This window comes from Streptomyces sp. NPDC051740, assembly GCF_044453165.1.
Classification (GTDB): domain Bacteria; phylum Actinomycetota; class Actinomycetes; order Streptomycetales; family Streptomycetaceae; genus Streptomyces; species Streptomyces atrovirens.
This window is the reverse complement of record NZ_JBITCL010000012.1, coordinates 62,315-80,587: the sequence shown is the minus strand read 5'-3', so window position 1 is coordinate 80,587 and position 18,273 is coordinate 62,315. Positions and strand designations below refer to the sequence as shown.

At 73.6% G+C, this 18,273-nt stretch carries 20 protein-coding genes and 1 tRNA gene; 10 read left to right on the top strand and 11 right to left on the bottom strand.

Going from position 1 to position 18,273, the window contains the following annotated elements:
• Positions 1-50: 50 nt before the first annotated feature.
• Genes ACIA6T_RS21075 through fxsA form a run of 3 tightly spaced genes read right to left on the bottom strand, consistent with a single transcriptional unit; the run spans position 51 to position 2,874 of the window.
• Entirely contained in the window at positions 51-1,352 is a 1,302-nt protein-coding gene (locus ACIA6T_RS21075; protein WP_399447986.1) for an aKG-HExxH-type peptide beta-hydroxylase, read from the bottom strand.
• Positions 1,349-2,605, bottom strand: a complete 1,257-nt coding sequence (locus tag ACIA6T_RS21070; protein WP_399447985.1) for an FxsB family cyclophane-forming radical SAM/SPASM peptide maturase — start codon at positions 2,603-2,605, stop codon at positions 1,349-1,351. Before ACIA6T_RS21070 ends, ACIA6T_RS21075 begins: the two co-directional genes overlap by 4 nt.
• Before the next feature lie 2 nt (positions 2,606-2,607).
• Positions 2,608-2,874, bottom strand: coding sequence for an FxSxx-COOH cyclophane-containing RiPP peptide (fxsA, locus tag ACIA6T_RS21065; protein ID WP_399447984.1), 267 nt, complete (start codon positions 2,872-2,874; stop codon positions 2,608-2,610).
• 357 nt (positions 2,875-3,231) lie between these two features.
• On the opposite strand from fxsA, the gene ACIA6T_RS21060 reads away from it, so the two are divergent.
• A complete protein-coding gene (locus ACIA6T_RS21060) occupies positions 3,232-4,839 on the top strand; it encodes a chloride channel protein (protein ID WP_399447983.1) in 1,608 nt (535 codons plus the stop codon).
• Here ACIA6T_RS21060 and ACIA6T_RS21055 read toward each other — a convergent pair.
• Together ACIA6T_RS21055 and ACIA6T_RS21050 are read right to left on the bottom strand one after the other, a co-directional pair.
• Positions 4,800-5,246: a CU044_2847 family protein gene (locus ACIA6T_RS21055; RefSeq protein ID WP_399447982.1), complete on the bottom strand. Its 447-nt coding sequence runs from the start codon at positions 5,244-5,246 to the stop codon at positions 4,800-4,802. The genes ACIA6T_RS21060 and ACIA6T_RS21055 overlap by 40 nt on opposite strands.
• 250 nt (positions 5,247-5,496) lie before the next feature.
• A tRNA-Pro gene (locus tag ACIA6T_RS21050) sits at positions 5,497-5,570 on the bottom strand.
• 99 nt (positions 5,571-5,669) lie between these two features.
• Here ACIA6T_RS21050 and ACIA6T_RS21045 point away from each other — a divergent pair.
• Together ACIA6T_RS21045 and cobF are read left to right on the top strand one after the other, a co-directional pair.
• Entirely contained in the window at positions 5,670-6,194 is a 525-nt protein-coding gene (locus tag ACIA6T_RS21045) for a DUF309 domain-containing protein (RefSeq protein ID WP_399447981.1), read from the top strand.
• Between the two features lie 55 nt (positions 6,195-6,249).
• Positions 6,250-7,023, top strand: a complete 774-nt coding sequence (cobF, locus tag ACIA6T_RS21040; protein ID WP_399447980.1) for a precorrin-6A synthase (deacetylating) — start codon at positions 6,250-6,252, stop codon at positions 7,021-7,023.
• A 319-nt stretch (positions 7,024-7,342) separates the two neighbouring features.
• Here the strand turns inward: cobF and ACIA6T_RS21035 are convergent, their stop codons facing one another.
• Positions 7,343-8,092 carry a cobalt-precorrin-6A reductase gene (locus ACIA6T_RS21035; RefSeq protein ID WP_399447979.1) on the bottom strand — a complete coding sequence of 250 codons (750 nt, stop codon included), beginning with the start codon at positions 8,090-8,092 and terminating at the stop codon, positions 7,343-7,345.
• A 121-nt stretch (positions 8,093-8,213) separates the two neighbouring features.
• On the opposite strand from ACIA6T_RS21035, the gene ACIA6T_RS21030 reads away from it, so the two are divergent.
• The gene (locus ACIA6T_RS21030) at positions 8,214-9,665 is read left to right on the top strand and encodes a diacylglycerol/lipid kinase family protein (protein WP_399448125.1); all 1,452 of its coding nucleotides are present in this window, start codon (positions 8,214-8,216) and stop codon (positions 9,663-9,665) included.
• On the opposite strand, the gene ACIA6T_RS21025 is transcribed toward ACIA6T_RS21030, so the two are convergent.
• Positions 9,651-10,424 carry a sulfite exporter TauE/SafE family protein gene (locus tag ACIA6T_RS21025; RefSeq protein WP_399447978.1) on the bottom strand — a complete coding sequence of 258 codons (774 nt, stop codon included), beginning with the start codon at positions 10,422-10,424 and terminating at the stop codon, positions 9,651-9,653. The two genes, ACIA6T_RS21030 and ACIA6T_RS21025, sit on opposite strands and share 15 nt — an antisense overlap.
• Before the next feature lie 75 nt (positions 10,425-10,499).
• Positions 10,500-11,687 (bottom strand): thiolase family protein, encoded by a 1,188-nt coding sequence (locus ACIA6T_RS21020; RefSeq protein WP_399447977.1) that lies wholly within the window; start codon positions 11,685-11,687, stop codon positions 10,500-10,502.
• A 131-nt stretch (positions 11,688-11,818) separates the two neighbouring features.
• Between ACIA6T_RS21020 and ACIA6T_RS21015 the strand changes: the two genes are divergently transcribed.
• From ACIA6T_RS21015 to ACIA6T_RS20990, 6 genes are all read left to right on the top strand, one after another.
• Complete coding sequence (locus ACIA6T_RS21015; protein WP_399447976.1) at positions 11,819-12,112, top strand: WhiB family transcriptional regulator; 294 nt, start codon at positions 11,819-11,821, stop codon at positions 12,110-12,112.
• Positions 12,109-12,591: a Dps family protein gene (locus tag ACIA6T_RS21010; protein WP_399447975.1), complete on the top strand. Its 483-nt coding sequence runs from the start codon at positions 12,109-12,111 to the stop codon at positions 12,589-12,591. Before ACIA6T_RS21015 ends, ACIA6T_RS21010 begins: the two co-directional genes overlap by 4 nt.
• 40 nt (positions 12,592-12,631) lie before the next feature.
• Positions 12,632-12,964: a DUF3140 domain-containing protein gene (locus ACIA6T_RS21005; protein ID WP_399447974.1), complete on the top strand. Its 333-nt coding sequence runs from the start codon at positions 12,632-12,634 to the stop codon at positions 12,962-12,964.
• Between the two features lie 5 nt (positions 12,965-12,969).
• Positions 12,970-13,626 (top strand): endonuclease, encoded by a 657-nt coding sequence (locus ACIA6T_RS21000; protein ID WP_399447973.1) that lies wholly within the window; start codon positions 12,970-12,972, stop codon positions 13,624-13,626.
• Positions 13,627-13,742: 116 nt separating this feature from the next.
• Positions 13,743-14,555 (top strand): SAM-dependent methyltransferase, encoded by an 813-nt coding sequence (locus ACIA6T_RS20995; RefSeq protein ID WP_399447972.1) that lies wholly within the window; start codon positions 13,743-13,745, stop codon positions 14,553-14,555.
• Between the two features lie 31 nt (positions 14,556-14,586).
• Positions 14,587-15,114: an NUDIX hydrolase family protein gene (locus ACIA6T_RS20990; RefSeq protein WP_399448124.1), complete on the top strand. Its 528-nt coding sequence runs from the start codon at positions 14,587-14,589 to the stop codon at positions 15,112-15,114.
• 200 nt (positions 15,115-15,314) lie between these two features.
• Here the strand turns inward: ACIA6T_RS20990 and ACIA6T_RS20985 are convergent, their stop codons facing one another.
• Genes ACIA6T_RS20985 through ACIA6T_RS20975 form a run of 3 tightly spaced genes read right to left on the bottom strand, consistent with a single transcriptional unit; the run spans position 15,315 to position 18,272 of the window.
• Positions 15,315-16,493, bottom strand: a complete 1,179-nt coding sequence (locus ACIA6T_RS20985; protein ID WP_399447971.1) for an ABC transporter ATP-binding protein — start codon at positions 16,491-16,493, stop codon at positions 15,315-15,317.
• Between the two features lie 25 nt (positions 16,494-16,518).
• Positions 16,519-17,352, bottom strand: coding sequence for a carbohydrate ABC transporter permease (locus ACIA6T_RS20980; protein WP_399447970.1), 834 nt, complete (start codon positions 17,350-17,352; stop codon positions 16,519-16,521).
• Positions 17,352-18,272, bottom strand: a complete 921-nt coding sequence (locus ACIA6T_RS20975; protein WP_399447969.1) for a carbohydrate ABC transporter permease — start codon at positions 18,270-18,272, stop codon at positions 17,352-17,354. Before ACIA6T_RS20975 ends, ACIA6T_RS20980 begins: the two co-directional genes overlap by 1 nt.
• Between the last annotated feature and the right edge of the window lies 1 nt (position 18,273).

Genomic DNA, 18,273 nt, shown 5'->3' with positions numbered 1-18,273 from the left:
CCCCGGCGCCCGCGGGGCCCTCGCCCGCTCCCGTGGGCCGGGCGGCGGCCTCACGGGAGCGGGCGAGGGCCCCGCTCTTCCCAGCGGTCCCGTTCTTCCCAGCGGTCCCGCTCTTCCCACGAGGCGAGGACGGCGCGCAGGGCACCGAGCAGCCGCCGGCCCTCCTGCGTCGTCCAGTCGTCGTGGGCGGTGAGGGTGGCGAGGGCGGTTGCGGCGGCGCGCCGGCTGTGCTCGTACGGCCGCCGGGCGGCGGGGTCGCCGAGCCGCAGTTCGGTGCGCCAGAAGCCGGCCGTGACGAGGAAGGCGGAGCTGCCCTGGAGCAGCGCGGCAGGCGGGCGGGGCCGATCGCTCCAAGGGGCGTCGGCCCGGGCTCCGGGCGGGGAGTCGAGCAGTTCGACGAGGTCCATGGCGGCGTAGAGCAGCGAGTGCTGGGTCTCGTGGACGAGGTCTGCGGCGAGTTCGGCCGGGTCGTCGACCGGGGAGAGCGCGACCCGTCCGGTCGCGTCGCCGAACGAGGCGCTGTGCCAGCCGGTTCCGTCCTCCTCCGTGAGCGGCACGAGCACACGCAGCACCTCCGCGACCGTCTCCGCCCGCTCGGGGTGGCGTTCCGTCAGCAAGCGCCACGTGGCGTCGAGTCGGCGGACCCAGCCCGCGTGCTCGGCGGGCGGCAGGGAGCGGGGAGGCAGGGGCTCGGGGCCGCCGAGCCGCAGCGGGTCGAGGGTGTCGAGCCGTACGGCGACCCGGCCGCCGAGGCGCAGCCGCGGCACGGGGAACCAGCCCCCGGTGCCGTCGGGCCCGGCCGCCGGGGCACCGTGGACCGGTACCGGCCGCTCTCCGTCCCGTACGGCCGCGGCGCCGCTCCCGTCGCGCAGGACGGTGGCGGCACCGGGGCCCGCGGCCGGGAAGAGGACAGCGCCGAGCCCGGGCAGAACCAGCGCCGTACCGTCCGCGACCGGCACCCGGATCCGGAAGCGGAGCCCGGCGCGGAGGGCCGCCGCGGCGGCGAGACGGGCGAGTCCGGCAGCGGGTTCGCGGTCGGTGCCGCGCGCGGCTCCGCCCTCGGAGAGGCGGGGAGGGGCGTGCCGCGCGAGCCAGGCGCCGGCCTCCGGGCCGCCGAGCAGTTCGGCGAAGACGTCCGGCCGGGCGCGTCGGACCTCGGCGAGCAGGGCCACCGCCGCCGCCCAGTGCGGGTCGGCCCGGTGACACCGGTGGGCGACGCGGAGCAGCAGGAGGTTGCGGTTGCGGCGGGCGGTGCGCAGAGCGGCGAGGACGGCCGGACCGGGGGTACCGGCAGCCAGGGACTCCCAGAAGTCCTGCCGGGAGGCGCGCGGGGACAGGGACCGGGTGCTCATCGGCCGTGCTCCGCGTCCCGGCGGCCCGGAGTCCGCCCCGCCATCGCCTTCGCCTCCGTCGCCGCCTCTGTCCTCGTGACCGCCTTCGCCGTCGCCGTCGCCGGGAGATCGGCGGCGACGGTCCGTGCCACATGGCCGATGAACCGGGCGAGGTCGGGGCAGTACACGGACGGGTTGTCGTGACCCGCGCCGCCGGATCCCGCCCGGTAGCGGTGCGGGTAGTGGCCGCCGCCGCACACGGCGACCAGCGGGCAGGCCCGGCAGCCGGCGCAGAGCCCCGCCCGGCCGGCCTGGCGGGCCGCGACGCCCGGGTGGCGGAGCAGCGCGTCGAACGGGTCGCGGTGCACGCTGAGTCCCGTCCGGTCGGCCCCGTCGTAGGTGGTCTTGAGATGGTCGGAGAGCGTGAGCGAACCGTCGGTGTCGATCACGGCGAGCCGGCTCGGGCCGCCGCCGATCACCTCGCTGCCGGAGGCGCCGCCGAGCAGCAGGTCGATCACCGACTCGAAGGGGGTGACACGCGGCGCCCGGCCCGCGCTTGCGTACCAGCGGTCGAAGACCTGGACGAGCCAGTCGGCGTACGGGGTCCGGGCCGGGTCCGGGACGCGGCCGGGCGGGGGGACGGTCCAGTTGCCGAGCGGCAGGATGAAGGTGAGGGCGGGCGGATCGTACGAGAGCAGGTGGTCGTACGTGGTGAGCGGGTCGGTCGTCGGGTCGACCGTGGTGAGCAGTCCGCTCCAGAGCGGACGGTGCTCCGGGCGGGCGAGGAGTTCCAGCGCGGCGGCCACCCGGGCGTGGCTGCCGCGGCCGGCCGGGTCGCGGCGGTACCGGTCGTGGACGGCGGGCGGACCGTCCAGGCTGACACCGATCCGGATGTCCTCCGCGTGGCAGAGCCTCAGGAGCGTCTCGTCGAGGAGGGTGCCGTTGGTCTGGAGGGCCACCTCGGCACGGGTGGCGGCGGGCAGCGCGGCCCGCAGTCCGCGGACGAACCGGGCGAGGAACTCCCCGCCCGCGAGCAGGGGTTCGCCGCCGTGCAGGATCACCCGGACGGAACGGAGGGCGTGGCGGCGGGCGTGCTCGGCGATCCGCAGGACGAGCCGCCCGGCCGTCGCGGGGGCCATTCCGGCCGGCTGGGTGCGCCAGCCCCGGTCCTCGCTCTCGTACACGTAGCAGTAGCGGCAGGCGAGGTTGCAGCGGCTGTGCACCTTGACCAGGAACTCCCGGAACGGGAGCGGCGGCCGGGACCGCTCGGGCACGGTCACACCGGGGGGTCGTCGATGGGCACGGCGGACGAGTTGTAGGCGGCGAGCGGCGCCTCCTCGGCCATCAGCCGGTCGAGGACGCGCCGGGCGGCGCGGGCGAGCACCGGGTTCGGCGCGTCGAGGAGCTCCTCCAGCGGAAGCCCCGCGAGATCCAGGAGATCCGGGAGATCCGGGAGATCCGGGAGATCCGGGAGATCCGGGAGATCCGGGAGACAGGGAACCCCCGGCAGACCCGGCAGATCCGCCGGTTCCGTCCGGTCCATCGGTTCCGGCGCCCTCGCGGGCGGTACGACGTCCGGACCTCGCTCGAGTGGACCGGCCCTCATGCACTCCCCCTGTCGCACGCGTGTCCACGGCCCGCCCGCCTCCGGTGTCTCCGCACCTCGTCGTGCGCGGAGCTGTGCGGGCTCCTCTACCTGTCATGGCCACCTGTCGACCCCGCCAAACAGATGACCGATTCATCGACAGCGCGATCGAGGCGGCGCGGCGATGGCGCGGGCCTGCCTCCCCCTGGGCCACAATACGTGCGACGCGGCCCGAACAGCCAGGGAGTTCCGATGAGTTGGAAGCGAAAGACCACAGGCCCTCGCTCCACCGCCGATCACCCTCTGCCACGGTCCGTGGCCCGGCTTTTCCCCTCCCCGGAGGCCTCGGCCGACCCGCTGTCCCGCTGGATCGTGCCGGCCCTGCTGATCGGCGCGGTGGCGGGGCTGGGCGCGGTGGCGCTGTTCGGACTCCTGCATCTGTGCACCGAGTTACTCCTCGAAAACATCGCCGGATTCCGCCCGTACCGAACCTCCGCCGAGGGCGGCTTCCGTGAACTGGTCCCCTCCGAACGCCCCTGGGCCGTTCCGCTGGTGGCCGCCGGGGGCGCGCTCCTCGCCACCGCGTTCGCCGTCTGGCTGGCCCCCGAGACGCGCGGGCACGGGACGGACTCCGCGATCGCCGCCGCACACCACGATCCCTCCGGGATGCGCGGCCGGACGACGGTGGTGAAGCTCGTCGCGTCGGCGCTGACCCTCGGTTCCGGCGGTTCGGGCGGTACGGAGGGGCCCGCCGCGCAGATCTCGGCGGCGTTCGGCTCGGTGATCGCCCGTCGTACCGGCATGTCCCGGCGACAGGCCCGTACCGCCCTGGTGATCGGTCTCGCCTCGGGCGTCGGCGCGATCTTCCAGGCCCCGCTGGGCGGGGCGCTGCTCGGCGCGGAGCTCCTGTACCGCAGGGAGATGGACGCCCGGGTGCTGCCGAAGGCGCTCGTGGCGGCCTGCGCGGGCTGGCTGGTCTTCGGCGCGTGCTACGGCTTCGCACCCGTCCTCGGGCGGCACTCGGCGGACGGACCGGGCTTCGGGGCCGGCGACTTCGCCCTGATCGCCGTGACCGGGCTGCTGTGCGGACTGGCCGGCCGGCTCTACACCGGCGCCTTCTACGCCGTGCACCTGCGCACCGAGGACCGCGTCCGGTCCGTACCGGCCAGGATCGCCGCCCCGGCGGTCGCCGCCCTGTTCGTGGGCGTCCTCGGGCTACTGGTGCCCGGTGTGCTCGGCACGGGGTACGGCCTGATGGAGGCGCTCACCGACCGCGAACTCGTCGCCGGGCTTCCCGTACTGATGTTGCTCGCCATCCCGCTCGCGAAGATCGCGGGCACGGCCCTGACCGTCGGTTCCGGCGGCTCCGGCGGCATCTTCGGACCGTGCATGGTCGTGGGCGCGGGGACGGGCGCGCTCGCCTGGCGCGTCGGCGAGGCGCTGCACCTGCCGTCGGCCGGACCGCTCCCGTACGTGGTGGTGGGCATGGCGGCCTGTCTGGGCCCCGTGGCCAACGCGCCGCTCGGCGTGCTGGTCATGGCGACGGAGATGGTCGCGGACGCCTCCCTCCTGGGGCCGGGCATGCTGGCGGTCCTGTGCGCGTCGGCGGTGACGGGACGCACGACGCTGTACCGGAGTCAACTGGAGCGTCGGCCGCGGGAGACGGCCGAGGAGCAGGACGAGGCGGCGGAGAGCCGGTCCGGGACGGCGCACACCTCGAACCCGGTTCCGGCGGCTGCCCGCACTCCCGTCCGGGAGCCCGGGACTCCGCCGGAGCCGGAGCCCGCACCCGTGGCCACCGGCGGGGAGAGGGGGGCGGCGGCCGGCTCCACCACGGACCCGGCGGCCGAGCCGGTCGCCGCTCCCACGGTCCCGCCGGCGGCTCAGCCCTCGCCGTCCGCCCCCGCCTGCGCGCCCGACTGACCCCCGGCCGCACCGTCCCCGTTCCCGCCCCCGGCCGGGGGCTCTTCGTCCTCCTCGGGCCGTCGGGGCCGCTCGCCCCGCTCCCAGACCACCTTGACCTTGAGGTGCCCCTCGACCCCGGTACGGGCGATCACCGCACCGGTCTCCACGTTGAACTTCACCCCGAACTCGAGCTCCACCGTCGACGGCGGGGCGGGCAGCGACACCATCCGCTCCAGCGTCCGCCCGGCCATCTGCCGGACCTGGTCGAGCCCTTCCTCGAACCGTCCCGCCGCGACGTCCACGGCACCGTTCCCCGACCGGTCACGGCTCCGGGCCCGTACGATCTCCGGGTCCTGGTCCTCGAAAGCCACGTACACCGCGGCGTCCCCGTCGCCGAGTCCGAACCGCGCCAACTCCTCCGGCATGTCCCCTCCGCCCGCTCCGGACCGGGCCGTGCGCCCGGCGGCGCCAGCCTACGGCGCGAGGCGCCGGAGCACACCGGAACGGACCGCCCCCGCACCCCTCACCGAACAGGCCTGACGGAGCGCTCCCGGCCCCGTCGTCACGGTCACCACGGCGGCCCCACGGCACCTGTCCTCGGCCAGCGCCCCGGAAACGGCCAGGGGCCATCCCAGCTCTCCGCTGGAATGGCCCCTGGCCCGCGACTTCGCAAAGTCGGGACGACAGGATTTGAACCTGCGACCCCTTGACCCCCAGTCAAGTGCGCTACCAAGCTGCGCCACGTCCCGGTGCGCTCACACGGGTGAATCCGCGTGATCGCGCGGACAGCACTTTACCCCACGCCCCCGGCACGGCCCGAATCGGAGCGGGCGCGGGACAATCGGCGTATGGGCAGCATGGAGAGCACGTCGTCGGGCCGGACGGCCGCCGCGCGGGACCGGGACAGCGAGGGGCGGGCGCGCAACGCCCGGCCGCGGGACGGGCTCGGGCGGCCCCTGCCCTACGGCGCACCGGGGGTGCCCCGGCAGCCCGAGGGGGTGGTGCGGCGGCCGGAGGAGAGCGTCGCGGAGGCGCAGCGGCTGCTGGACGAGGGGAAGCCGTTCCACGCGCACGAGGTGTTCGAGGACGCCTGGAAGTCGGGGCCGGAGGAGGAGCGCGAGCTGTGGCGGGGGCTGGCGCAGCTCGCCGTGGGGCTCACCCATGCCGCGCGCGGGAACGTCACCGGCGGGGCGCGGCTGCTGCGGCGCGGGGCCGGTGCGGCGGAGGCGTGGGCCCCGGGAGCCGGCCACCGGCCGCACGGGATCGATCTCCCGGGCGTGATCGCCTGGGCCCGCGAGCTGGCCGCCGAGGTGGAAGCGGGCGCTCCGGTGGACGCGGGGGCTCGGGCGCCCCGGCTGCGGGGCACCTCCTGACGGAGGGACCGGGTGCGGTGCACCCACTGTCAGTGGCGTGCGGCAGACTCGGGGCGTGCGAGAGATTCATGTCATCGGTATCGGCGCGGGCGACCCCGACCAGCTGACCCTGCAGGCGGTCAGGGCGCTGCGGAGCACGGACGTGTTCTTCATCCTGGACAAGGGCGAGGCGAAGGCGGACCTGACCCGGCTGCGCCGGGACATGCTCGACACGCACATACCGGGGGGTGCCTACCGCGTCGTCGAGGCACGTGACCCGGAGCGGGACCGGACGGCCGGCGGGTCGGCCTACTCCCCCGCCGTCGGGGACTGGCGCAGTGCCCGCGCGGACATCTACGAGCGGATGATCTCCGAGGAGCTGGGTGAGGACCAGACCGGGGCGTTCCTGGTGTGGGGGGATCCGGCGCTGTACGACAGCACGATCGGCATCCTCGAGGAAATCCTGGAGCGCGGTCTTGTCGCCTTCGACTACGACGTCGTACCGGGCATCAGCAGTGTGTCGGCGCTCGTCGCCCGGCACCGGACCGGGCTCAACCGGGTCGCCCGCCCGGTGCAGATCACCACGGGGCGGCGGCTCGCCGAGGGGTTCCCGGAGGGCGTGGACGACGTGGTGGTGATGCTGGACGCCCACCAGAGCTTCCGCGCGTACGCCGACCAGGACGTCGACATCTACTGGGGCGCCTACATCGGCACGCCGGACGAGATCCTCGTCTCCGGGCCGCTGGCCGAGGCGGCTCCCCGTATCGAGCGGCTCCGCGCGGAGGCCCGCGAGCGCAAGGGCTGGATCATGGACACGTACCTGCTGCGCCGCAGACCGGCCGAGGGCTGAGCGTCCGGCCGGGTGCGCCGGGCCGCCGGCCATCCGGGGCGTACCCGGACGGAGTGCCGGCCTGCCGGGCACGGCCGGCCGGCGCAGGGCCCCGGGACGCCACCGACGGCGGTCACACCGCACGGCAGGGGCGGGCGGCACACGACGACGGCCCGGAGGCCCGGGCTGCGGGCCTCGGTGAACGTGCCGACCGGCCGCGTCCCACGCGGCCGGGCGCGGGCTGCGCGGGCTGCGCGGCCGGGCGCGGGCTGCGCGGGCTGCGCGGGCTGCGCGGCCGGGCGCGAGCTGCGCGGCCGGGCGCGAGGCGAGCCGTCCGGCCTCAAGGCCGGACGAGGGTGTCCAGTCGGCGCAGGACCGTCGGTACGTCTTCGACCGCCATGACGCCGTCCGGCAGCGGCGGGCGTCGGACGACGACGACCGGGAGGGCGAGGTCGCGGGCCGCGGCGAGTTTGGCGGCGGTCGCCGCGCCGCCGCTGTCCTTGGTCACCAGTACGTCGACGCGGTGGTCGCGCAGGAGGGCCGTCTCGTCGGCCACGGTGAAGGGGCCGCGGGCCAGCAGCACACGCGTGTGCGGCGGCATGGGCGGCTCGGGGGGCTCGACCGACCGGACGACGAAGCTCAGGTCCGTCAGGTGGGCGAAGGCCGCGAGGCCGAGGCGGCCGGTGGTGAGGAGGACCCGGTGTCCGAGCCGGGGCAGCAGGCCGGCGGCCGTGTCCAGTGACGGGACGGGGTGCCAGCGGTCGCCGGGGCCCGGCTGCCAGCCGGGGCGGCGCAGGACCACCAGGGGCAACCCGGTGGCGGTCGCGGCCCGTGCCGCGTTCGCCGTGATGGTCTCCGCGAAGGGGTGCGTGGCGTCGACCACCGCGTCCACGCGCTGCTCGCGCAGCCAGTCCGCCAGCCCCTGGGCGCCGCCGAAACCGCCGACGCGCAACTCGCCGGCGACCGCGCCCGGCCGGGTCACGCGTCCCGCGAGGGAGGTGGTCACCCTGAGGCCGGGGCGGGCGGACAGCTCGCCGGCCAGTGCGCGTGCCTCGGTGGTGCCGCCGAGGACCAGGACGTGGGGGGACATGGCGCCGAGGGTACGAGGCCCGGATGCCGCGACCGGCACCGGCCCGCCCGACGAAGATCGCCATCCGGCCGCACCCACGTACGCACACGCCATACGATGACGCCGGGTGACTGGAGGAAGCATGGCCGTGGACTGGAGCAGGCGGGGCTATCACGCCCAGCGATGGGCGGCGCGGGGGGCGCTGGCCGCCGCCGCGCTCGCGGTGTCGACCCCCCTCGTCTACGGCGGGCTGCGCGGTCTGCTGCTGCTGGTGTGCGGGATCGCGGGAGCGGGGCTCAGCGCGGCCGCCGTGTGGTGGACGCTGACCCTGCGGGGCCCGCTGCGGTGGGTGTCCGCCCTGGTCGCCGTGTGTCTGCCGGCCGGACTGATCGCCCTGTTCGCCGTGACCCTGTTCTGGTCGCTGCCGGTGTCCCTGGCCCTGTGGGGACTGGCGGTGTGGAGCGGACGGTTCGCGCTGCGCGGCACGGGCGGCGGGCAGGCCCAGGTGCGGGAGCGGCGGCTGCCGCCGCCCCGGCGCCCGGTGCTGATCATGAATCCCCGGTCGGGCGGCGGCAAGGTGGGCCGGTTCCGGCTGCGGGAGAAGGCGGAGCGCCTGGGCGCCCGGGTGGTGCTGCTCGAACCCGGCAGGCAGCACGACGTCACCGCGCTGGCCCGGGCCGCCGTCGCGGACGGCGCGGATCTGCTGGGCGCCGCCGGCGGCGACGGCACACAGGCGCTGGTGGCGGCCGTGGCCGCGGAGCACGACATCCCGTTCCTGGTCATCAGCGCCGGGACGCGCAATCACTTCGCCCTGGACCTCGGCCTCGACCGCGGCGACCCGGCCGCCTGTCTCGACGCGCTCACGGACGGCGTCGAGCTCCGTGTCGACCTGGGTTTCGCGGGTGAGCAGCCGTTCGTGAACAACGCCTCCTTCGGCGCGTACGCGGCGATCGTGCAGAGCCCCGCCTACCGCGACGACAAGATAGGCACCAGTCTGGAGATGCTGCCCGGCCTGCTCACCGGTCAGCAGGGGCCCCGGCTGGTGGCCCGCGCGGGGGACACGACGCTCATCGCGCCGCAGGCCGTGCTGGTCAGCAACAATCCGTACCGCACCGGTGACCCCTTCGGCCTCGGGCGGCGAGAGCGGCTCGACTCCGCCGCGCTCGGCGTCCTCGGGGTGAGGCTGGAGGGCGCCATCAGTGCCGCCGCCCTGCTGCTGAACCCCGAGCCGAGCGGGCTCACCATCGTGACCGCCACCGAGGTCGTCGTCGAGGCGGACCGCGCGGAGATCGAGGCCGGGGTCGACGGAGAGGCCATGGTCCTGCCCGCCCCCGTCCACTGCCGCATCGCACCCGGCGCGCTGCGCGTCCGGGTCCCGCGCAGACGGCCCGGCGTCACACAGGCCCCGCCGCGACTGGACTGGCGGCGGCTGCGCAAGCTGGCGGCGACGGTCGGCCGTACCGCCGCGCCGAGCCGGCTCCACCGCCCGTACGGGGCCCCGCACGACCCGCAGCGGCCGGCCGCACCGCACACGGACCCGGACGGGCCGAACGGGCGCAACGAACCGGCCGGGCCCCGCTCAGGGCACCAGTAGCTGGACGCCGCCCACCACCGTCGCCGCGATCACCAGCCGTTCGAAGAGCCGCTGGTTGATCCTGCTCACCGCCCATGTGCCGAGGAACGCGCCGGGCACCACGAACAGCACGAGCGCCGCGTCGAGGAGGAGCGAGTCGGCGTCGATCAGGCCGAGACCGGCGCTGAAGGGCAGCTTGGAGGTGTTGACGATCAGGAAGAAGAACGCCGAGGTGCCCAGGAAGCCGAGTTTCCGGAAGCCCGCGGAGAGCAGGTACATCGACATCACCGGGCCGCCCGCGTTGGCGACCATGGTGGTGAAGCCGCCGAGGACGCCGTAGGAGCGGGCCTTGGCGCGGCCGGCCCGGGTGGTGACCCCGTCGGGCTCCTTCTCCGCGTCGGCCGTCCGCCGCCGCCACACCGTCACCCCGGCCATCAGCAGCAGGATCGCCCCGATGGAGACCCGTACGATCCCGTCGTCCGCCCACACCAGGAACAGGGTTCCCACGACGACGCCCGCCGCGACCGCCGGGAACAGCCGCCACAGCGTGGGCCAGTGGGCGTGCCGGCGGTAGGTGAGGACGGCGAGCACGTCCCCGGCGATCAGGATGGGCAGCAGGACGCCGGTGGAGGCCTTGGCGGGCAGCACGGCGGCGAAGACGGCGAGGCTGACCGTGTTGGCCCCGCTGACGGCGGTCTTGGAGAAGCCGACGAGCAGGGCCGCGAAGGCGAGCACGGCGAATTCCCAGCCGCTGAGGTGCCAGAGCGTCATCATGTTCATTGCGAGGACAGATGCTATGCGCAGGCAATCGACGCCGGTAAGGACCGTCTCGCCTGATGGCGCCCGGGGCGCTGGTCAGTGCCTCTCGACCAGCACCGCGCTGCCCTGCCCCACGCCCACGCACATGGTGGCCAGTCCGCGTTCGGCGCCGGTGCGGCGCATGCGGTGCAGCAGGGTGGTGAGGATGCGGGCACCGGAGCAGCCCAGCGGGTGGCCGAGCGCGATGGCGCCGCCGCTGGGGTTGACCAGGCCGGGGTCGATGCCGAGCTGGTCGACGCAGGCCAGGGCCTGGGCCGCGAACGCCTCGTTGAACTCGGCCTCCTGGAGGTCGCCGATCGCCCAGTCGGCGCGGGCGAGCACCTTGCGGGTGGCGGGGACGGGGCCGATGCCCATGACGTCCGGGTGGACTCCGGCGGAGGCGCCGGCGACGTAGCGGCCGAGCGACTCCAGGCCGAGCTCGTTCAGGGCCTCCTCGCTGACCAGGATCAGGCCGGCGGCGCCGTCGTTCATCGGGGAGGCGTTGCCCGCGGTGACCGAACCGCCCGCGCGGAACACCGGCTTCAGCCGGCCCAGCTTCTCGATCGAGGTGTCCTCGCGGACGCACTCGTCGGTGTCGACGACCACCCCGTCCGGGCGGGTCACGGGCAGGAGTTCGTCGTCGAAGTGGCCGTGTCTGCGGGCTTCGGCGGCGCGCTGGTGGCTGCGCAGGGCGAACTCGTCCTGGCGTTCGCGCGGGATGCCGTACCGGGCGGCGACCTCCTCGGCCGTCTCGCCCATGGCCAGCACCCCGTGGAGGTCCTTCATCGCGGGGTTGACCAGCCGCCAGCCGAGGCGGGTGTCGGCGGTCTCCATGCGGTGCGGGAGGGCCTCGTCGGGACGGGGCAGGACGAACGGGGCGCGGCTCATCGACTCGGAGCCGCCGGCGACGACGATGTCGGCCTCGCCGGCCGCGATGGTGCGGGCGGCGGTGGTGACGGCCTCGAGGCCGGAGGCGCACAGCCGGTTGACCGTGGCGCCCGGAACGGACTCGGGGAGCCCGGCGAGCAGCGCGGCCATGCGGGCGACGTTGCGGTTGTCCTCGCCGGCCTGGTTGGCGGCGCCCCAGTAGACCTCGTCGACGCGGGCCGGGTCCAGCTCGGGCACGTCGGCGACCAGGCCGCGGATCACGGCGGCGGCGAGGTCGTCGGGCCGTACGGTGGAGAGGGCTCCGCGCAGTTTGCCGATGGGGGTGCGGCGGGCGGCCGCGAAGTGGACGGGACGCACGAGGGGACTCCTGACCGATGCCGATGGCTGTGCTGTGGGATCGGCGACTACTCTTAATTAGCACCGCTAGTTTTTGACTATAGACCGCCGGGCGGCTCCCTGGGAAGCTCCCCACCGGCCAGGGGCCGGGTTTGCGCCCGAGGGCCAAGGGCACCCGCGCGTTCATGGAGTGGTCGCGGAGCGCGGCCTGTGTGGGAGAGGACCCGGAGCTGTTCTTCCCCGTCGGATCGACGGGGCCGGCGCTGCGGGACCTCGCCGCCGCCAGGCGCGTCTGCGCGCGGTGCCGGGTGACCCCGCAGTGTCTCGGCTTCGCGCTCGACAGCGGTCCGACCTCGGGCGTCCGGGGCGGCACCGGCGAGGACGAGCGCGAGGCACTGCTCCGTCGGACCACGGACGATTCGAGAAGGAGGAACAGCACCCCATGACCGTTGTGAGGAGCACCCTGCCCGACGAGGCCCGTCGGGTTTCCTGCGAGGCCCTCCAGGACACCCTGGTGGACCTGCTCGGGCTGTCGTTGATCGGGAAGCAGGCGCACTGGAACGTCGTGGGTCCGCGGTTCCGTTCCATCCACCTCCAGCTGGACGAGGTGGTCTCCGCCGCGCGCACCCACGCCGACACGGTGGCGGAACGGGCCGCGGCGCTCGGTGTGCCGCCGGACGGCCGCCCGGAGACCATCGCCAAGGTCTTCTCGCTGCCGGCCCCGAACGAGGGCTGGCTGCGCGACTCCCAGGCCGTGGAGGTGATGACGGAGGCGCTCGGCGTGGCCGTCGTGCGCCTGCGCGAGCGCATCGACGCCACCGAGAAGGCGGACCTGGTCACCCAGGACCTGCTGATCTCGATCACCGCCGAACTGGAGAAGCAGCGCTGGATGTTCGAGGCGGAGAACTTCCCCGGCGAGTCCTGACCGTCATGGCACCGAAGCACACGCACGTAAGGGGCACATCATGAGCGACGCCCTCGAGATGGACGCGCTGTGGGACGACTTCCACCGCGTGGTGAACATGACCTCGGCGGAACTGGCGGCCTGGCTGCGGGTGAGCGACGCCGGCGAGACGACCGAGCCCCTGCCGGACCGGGCGGGCAGCGAGACGGGACAGCACGTCCTCGCCATCCTGCAGAAACGCCGCACCGACCTCACCGAGGACGATCTGCGGGTGATGGAGGAGGTCGTGGACGCCGTCACGGCGCAGACGGACCCGGAGAACGAGCCCGTGGCCGAGGACACGCCCCGCCGGCACCGTCTGATGACCCTCGGCCACGACCCCCTCAAGCCGTAACCGCCGTGGCCGGCCGGGACGAGCGGGTGGTCCGTGCCCTCGTCGACGCGCACGGCCGGACGTACGCGGAGGAGGCGGGCATCGGGCTGAAGGACACCCCGCAGCCGCTGTACCGACTGCTGGTGCTGGCCCATCTGCTCAGCGCCCGTATCAAGGGGTCGATCGCCGTGGCCTCCGCCCGTGCCCTGCACGAGGCGGGGCTGCGCGACCCCCGCCGCATGGCGGAGGCCGACTGGCAGGAACGGGTGGACGCGCTCGGCCGGGGCGGCTACCGGCGCTACGACGAGCGCACCGCGACCCAACTGGGCGACGGAGCCGAACTGCTGACCGAACGCTGGGGCGGCGACCTGCGCGGACTCCGCGAGGAGGCGGACGGCGACGTCGGCGAACTGCGCCGTCTGCTGCGGGAGTTCCCCGGTGTGGGCCCGGCGGGCGCCGACATCTTCCTGCGCGAGGTCCAGCGCGTCTGGCCGGAGGCGGCACCACTGCTGGACGCCAAGGCCCTTGACGGCGCGCGGCGGTTGGGACTGCCACAGGACCAGGACCGGCTCCTCGCCCTCGCGGGACGCACCGAACCGGCCGTCCTGGCGGCGGCGTTGGTCCGTGCGGCGATCGACAAGCACGTGGCCGAGGACACACTCAGCCGGGCCGAGGACATGTGACCTCACGTCAACAGGGCTTTTCCACTCCCCCATTCGCGGGACAACGTGATCACCACGCGGCACAATGGCCGCGGCGGCCCGATCACGGCCGTACGGGTGAGGGAGAGGGAGAGACCGTGAGTGAGAGCCACACCCCGCCGAGCGGCTCGGCGAGGCTGAACACCGGTGTGGCGCACAACGCGCGCGTGTGGAACTACTGGATCGGCGGCAAGGACAACTACGAGGTCGACCAGCAGGTCGGTGACCGCGTCGCCTCGATCAACCCGGTGATCCGGGACATAGCCCGCGCGGACCGGGACTTCCTGGGCCGGGCGGTGACGTATCTGACCCGCGAGCGCGGTGTGCGGCAGTTCCTCGACATCGGCACCGGCCTGCCGACGGCGGACAACACCCATGAGATCGCGCAGCGGATCGCGCCGGACTCGCGGATCGTCTACGTCGACAACGACCCGATCGTGCTCGTCCACGCCCGCACCCTGCTGACCGGCACGCGCGAGGGCGTCACCGACTACATCGACGCCGACGTGCACGACCCGGACGCCATACTGGAACGCGCCGCCGGGACCCTGGACGTCACGCGGCCCGTCGCGGTGATGATGCTGGGGATCCTCAACTTCGTGCTCGACACCGACAAGGCCCGGGAGATCACCCGCCGGATCATGTCGTCGGTGCCCTCCGGCAGCTTCCTGGTCCTCACCCACCCCACGTACGACCCCGAGGTCGGCGGTGAACTGCAGGTCCCGGCCATGGAGTTCTGGAACGCGAACGCCACTCCCCCGATCACCGCCCGGAGCGCCGCGGACATCACCGCGTTCTTCGAGGGGCTGGAACTGGTGGAGCCCGGTCTGGTGTCCTGCTCGCAGTGGCACGCCGCCTCCGACTCCGCCGTCGCGGTGCCGCAGTACGGCGCGGTGGCCGTGAAGCCCTGACCGCTGAAAGTATGATCAAGCAATGTCTGACATGACCGAAACCACGCCGGGCTGGCTGTCCTCCGACGACCTGGGGATGGCACGCGCCCAGATGCCGATCCTGTACGTCGAGGCCGTGCCCGTGCGCGTCGACGACAGCGGTGAAGTCACCAGCGTCGGTCTGCTGCTGCGCATCGGGCCCGACGGAACGGTCAGCCGGACTCTGGTCTCCGGCCGGGTGCTGCACCACGAACGGGTCCGGGACGCCCTGCTGCGCCATCTGGAGAAGGACCTCGGCCCGGTGGCGCTGCCGCGCGTCCCGGCGTCGCTGCAGCCGTTCACGGTCGCGGAGTACTTCCCCACGCAGGGCATCACCCCGTTCCACGACCCCCGTCAGCACGCGGTGTCGCTGGCGTACATCGTGCCGGTGACGGGTGACTGCCGGCCCCGGCAGGACGCCCTCGACCTGGTGTGGTTCAGCCCGCAGGAGGCCGTGTCGCAGGCGGTGCAGAGCGAGATGCCGGGCGGTCACGGGGTGCTGCTGAAGCAGGCACTGGCCCACGCGGGCTGCGTGATCTGACGCGGAGGCGCCCTGGGGGGGGTGTCGTTTGGATCAGGCCGGCTTCGGATGGCAGCACCTTGTGGCCGACCCGAGCGGGGTCTGGTGCGTGCGGCTGCAAGGCGGAGGAGGGCGCCAGGGCGGAGCCCTGGCAACCGACGACAACGCGGCAGATACGCGTGCCAGGGCCCGCGACCCCGGCACGATCCAAACGACACCCCCTAGCTCCCCGCGTGGGTGAGGTTGGTGCCGGTCGACGGGTCGAAGACATGGGCCTTGCCCATGTCGACCCGGAGTTCGACGGGGGCGCCCTCGCGGGCCTGGGTGGCGGCGTTCAGCCGGGCCACGATCTGCTGGGTTCCCCCGGCCCCGGTGTCGCGCGCGCCCGAGTCCGCGGCGAGTTCCTCCAGTTCGGCGGTGGTCACCGGACCGCCCTCCGCGCTGAAGTAGACGTACGCGTCGGAGCCCAGTGACTCCAGCACGTCCACGGTGGCGGTGACGACGGGACCGCCGGTCTCCCGTGCCAGGCTCGCGTCCTCGAAGGCCTCGGGGCGCAGCCCGACGATCACCTCGCGCGGGGCGTCCCGCCGCTCCAGCACCCGGCGCATACGGTCGTCGAGCGGCAGGTCGCCCAGCGGGGTGCGCAGGAGGCCGCCGGACAGGGAGGCGCCCAGGAAGTTCATCGCCGGGGAGCCGATGAAGCCCGCGACGAACAGGTTGCGCGGCTTGTCGTAGAGCTGGGCGGGGGTGCCGACCTGCTGGACCAGGCCCTGCCGCATCACCACGACCCGGTCGCCGAGCGTCATCGCCTCGGTCTGGTCGTGGGTGACGTACACGGTGGTGGTGCCCAGGCGGCGCTGCAGCCGGGAGATCTGGGTGCGCATCTGCACCCGGAGCTTGGCGTCCAGGTTGGACAGCGGCTCGTCCATGAGGAACGCCTTGGGGTCACGGACGATCGCCCGTCCCATCGCCACCCGCTGGCGCTGTCCGCCCGAGAGGTTGGCGGGTTTGCGGTCCAGGAACTCGCTCAGGTCGAGCACCCGGGCGGCCTCCTCGACCTTGCTGTCGATGACGGCCTTGTCCACCTTGGCCAGCCGCAGCGGGAAGCCCATGTTCTCCCGCACGCTCATGTGCGGGTACAGGGCGTAGCTCTGGAACACCATGGCGACGTCGCGCTCCTTGGGGGCGAGGTCGTTGACGACCCGGCCGCCGATGCGCAGGGTGCCCTCGGTGATGTCCTCGAGCCCGGCGATCATGTTCAGGGTGGTCGACTTGCCGCAGCCGGACGGGCCGACCAGGATCACGAACTCGCCGTCGGCGATGTCGAGGTCCACCTCCCGCACGGCGAGGGAGCCGTCGGGATAGCGCTTGGTGACTCCCTCTAGGACGATCTCGGCCATGGGCGGCGCCTCCTTGCCTTCACGCTCATCCCTTGACCGCCCCGGAGGTCAGTCCGGCGACGATCCGCCGCTGGAAGAGCAGGACGAAGATGATGATCGGGACGGTGATCACCACGGCGGCGGCGGCGATCGACCCGGTGGGCTGCTGGAACTGCGAGCTGCCGGTGAAGAACGCGATCGCGGCGGGGACCGTGCGCGCGGACTCGGTGGAGGTCAGCGAGATCGCGAACAGGAAGTCGTTCCAGCAGAAGATGAAGACGAGGATGGCGGTGGTGAACACGCCGGGCGCGGCGAGCGGCACGATGACCAGCCGGAAGGCCTGCGCGGGCGTGGCACCGTCCACCTTGGCGGCCTTCTCCAGGTCCCAGGGGATCTCCCGGAAGAACGCCGACAGGGTGTAGATCGCCAGCGGCAGCGAGAAGGTCATGTACGGGATGATCAGCCCGGGCCAGGTGTCGAAGATCCCGATGATCCGCTCGATGTTGAACAAGGGAGAGACCAGGGAGATCGGCGGGAACATGGCGATGAGCAGCGACATGCCGATCAGGAGCTGTTTGCCGGGGAACCGCAGCCGGGCCACGGCGTAGGCGGCCATGGTGCCGAGGACCACCGCGATCACGGTGGCGATCAGGGCGATGCCGATCGAGTTGATCAGCGCCCGGGTGAACTCGGGGGTCTGGAAGATGCCCCGGTAGTTCTCGAAGGTCCAGTCCCGCGGGATGTAGTCGCCGTCGGTGAGGGTGCCGGGGTCCTTGAACGACAGCGCGGCGATCCACCACACCGGGAACAGGGCGTACAGCACCACCACGACGTTGACGAAACCCCACCGGGTGGCGTGCGACGTGCCCGCGGCGGCCATCAGCGCTTCACCTCCGCGCCCGGTGCGGCGGCGCCGAACAGCTTGACGAAGGTGAAGGCGATGATCCCGACGCAGAGGAAGATCAGGACCGAGATCGCCGACCCGATGCCCAGGTTCAGCGCGGTGAACAGGTTGTCGTAGCCGAGGATCGACAGGGAGCCGGTGCCGTGGGCGCCCGAGGTCAGGACGTAGATGTTGTCGAAGATCCGGAACGCGTCCAGGGTGCGGAAGAGCAGGGCGACCAGGATGGCCGGTTTCATCAGCGGCAGCATGACCTTGGTGAACCGCTGCCAGGAAGTGGCGCCGTCGACCATCGCCGCCTTGAGGGTCTCCTCGGGGACGAGGGCGAGGCCGGCCAGCAGGAGCAGCGCCATGAACGGGGTGGTCTTCCACACCTCGGCGAGGACGATCAGCCACAGCGCGGGCCACTGTTCGGTGAGCGGGGCGTCGCCGCTGGGCAACAGCTCGGCGAGGTAACCGAGTTCGGGGGTCCAGGCGTACTGCCAGGAGAAGGCGGCGACGACGGTGACGATGCCGTACGGGACGAGGACCGCGGTGCGCACCGTACCGCGCGCGAAGAGCGTGCGGTGCATCACCAGGGCCAGGCCCATGCCGAGGACGAGCTCGATCGTCACGGACACGGCGGTGAGGAACACCGTGACCCAGAAGGCGTCCCACCAGAACGGGGAGGACAGCACCGCGCCGTAGTTGCTCAGGCCCACGAACTCGGCCCGTGCCGGGAAGCGCAGGTCGTAGCGCTGGAGGGACAGGTAGACCGCGTAGCCGATGGGGTAGGCGGTCACGGCGACCATGACCAGGACGGCCGGTGCGCACAGCAGCCAGCCCAGTCGGCGCTCCTGCCTGGCGCCGGCGGAGAGGGGCTTCCTGTCCTTCGTCCTGTCCTTCGCCGGCTCTGCCATG

Bases quoted from the DNA above. Each gene is read 5' to 3' on its own strand.
- ACIA6T_RS21075 (WP_399447986.1), bottom strand. From the start codon at position 1,352: ATGAGCACCCGGTCCCTGTCCCCGCGCGCCTCCCGGCAGGACTTCTGG.
- fxsA (WP_399447984.1), bottom strand. From the start codon at position 2,874: ATGGACCGGACGGAACCGGCGGATCTGCCGGGTCTGCCGGGGGTTCCC.
- ACIA6T_RS21055 (WP_399447982.1), bottom strand. From the start codon at position 5,246: ATGCCGGAGGAGTTGGCGCGGTTCGGACTCGGCGACGGGGACGCCGCG.
- ACIA6T_RS21045 (WP_399447981.1), top strand. From the start codon at position 5,670: ATGGGCAGCATGGAGAGCACGTCGTCGGGCCGGACGGCCGCCGCGCGG.
- ACIA6T_RS21035 (WP_399447979.1), bottom strand. From the start codon at position 8,092: ATGTCCCCCCACGTCCTGGTCCTCGGCGGCACCACCGAGGCACGCGCA.
- ACIA6T_RS21030 (WP_399448125.1), top strand. From the start codon at position 8,214: ATGGCCGTGGACTGGAGCAGGCGGGGCTATCACGCCCAGCGATGGGCG.
- ACIA6T_RS21025 (WP_399447978.1), bottom strand. From the start codon at position 10,424: ATGAACATGATGACGCTCTGGCACCTCAGCGGCTGGGAATTCGCCGTG.
- ACIA6T_RS21010 (WP_399447975.1), top strand. From the start codon at position 12,109: ATGACCGTTGTGAGGAGCACCCTGCCCGACGAGGCCCGTCGGGTTTCC.
- ACIA6T_RS21005 (WP_399447974.1), top strand. From the start codon at position 12,632: ATGAGCGACGCCCTCGAGATGGACGCGCTGTGGGACGACTTCCACCGC.
- ACIA6T_RS20990 (WP_399448124.1), top strand. From the start codon at position 14,587: ATGACCGAAACCACGCCGGGCTGGCTGTCCTCCGACGACCTGGGGATG.
- ACIA6T_RS20985 (WP_399447971.1), bottom strand. From the start codon at position 16,493: ATGGCCGAGATCGTCCTAGAGGGAGTCACCAAGCGCTATCCCGACGGC.
- ACIA6T_RS20980 (WP_399447970.1), bottom strand. From the start codon at position 17,352: ATGGCCGCCGCGGGCACGTCGCACGCCACCCGGTGGGGTTTCGTCAAC.
- ACIA6T_RS20975 (WP_399447969.1), bottom strand. From the start codon at position 18,272: ATGGCAGAGCCGGCGAAGGACAGGACGAAGGACAGGAAGCCCCTCTCC.